Raw genomic sequence first — 899 nt, 5'->3', positions numbered from 1 at the left:
AAATTTTTTAAGGAAAAAAGTTGTGGAATTAAAAAATATTTGTATCTTTGCAGTCCGGTAAAACGGAGCGTAGGAGTAAGGGATTGAAGGTTTGGGAAAGAGTTAAGGTTAAGAAAAAAAAACTTTAAAAAATCTTTCAAAAACATTTGGTCATTAAGAAATAAGTTATTACTTTTGCACTCGCAAATACGAAAGCGACACTGACAGAAAGATTGCTTCGTTACAAAGCGGAAGATTGGAAGATCATTGACATACAATATAACAACCAAGTAAGGAAAAACTAAAGCGTTAAAAAACTTTGAGTGAGTCAAGACAAACATACAATGGAGAGTTTGATCCTGGCTCAGGATGAACGCTAGCGGGAGGCCTAACACATGCAAGCCGAGCGGTAGAGATCTTTCGGGATCTTGAGAGCGGCGTACGGGTGCGGAACACGTGTGCAACCTGCCTTTATCTGGGGGATAGCCTTTCGAAAGGAAGATTAATACCCCATAATATTTTGAATGGCATCATTTAAAATTGAAAACTCCGGTGGATAGAGATGGGCACGCGCAAGATTAGATAGTTGGTGAGGTAACGGCTCACCAAGTCGATGATCTTTAGGGGGCCTGAGAGGGTGATCCCCCACACTGGTACTGAGACACGGACCAGACTCCTACGGGAGGCAGCAGTGAGGAATATTGGACAATGGGTTAGCGCCTGATCCAGCCATCCCGCGTGAAGGACGACGGCCCTATGGGTTGTAAACTTCTTTTGTACAGGGATAAACCTATCTACGTGTAGATAGCTGAAGGTACTGTACGAATAAGCACCGGCTAACTCCGTGCCAGCAGCCGCGGTAATACGGAGGGTGCAAGCGTTATCCGGATTTATTGGGTTTAAAGGGTCCGTAGGCGGAT

General features: G+C 44.3%; 1 rRNA gene. It reads left to right on the top strand.

The window, feature by feature from the left end:
* Positions 1 to 320 precede the first annotated feature (320 nt).
* Positions 321 to 899: ribosomal RNA gene (locus AC3WV0_RS18080) — 16S ribosomal RNA — on the top strand; the annotation flags it as partial.

It is taken from the genome of Chryseobacterium sp. 27AL (genome assembly GCF_057815395.1).
Note: the sequence above shows the minus strand (reverse complement) of the source record. Positions and strands in the feature narration are given on the sequence as shown.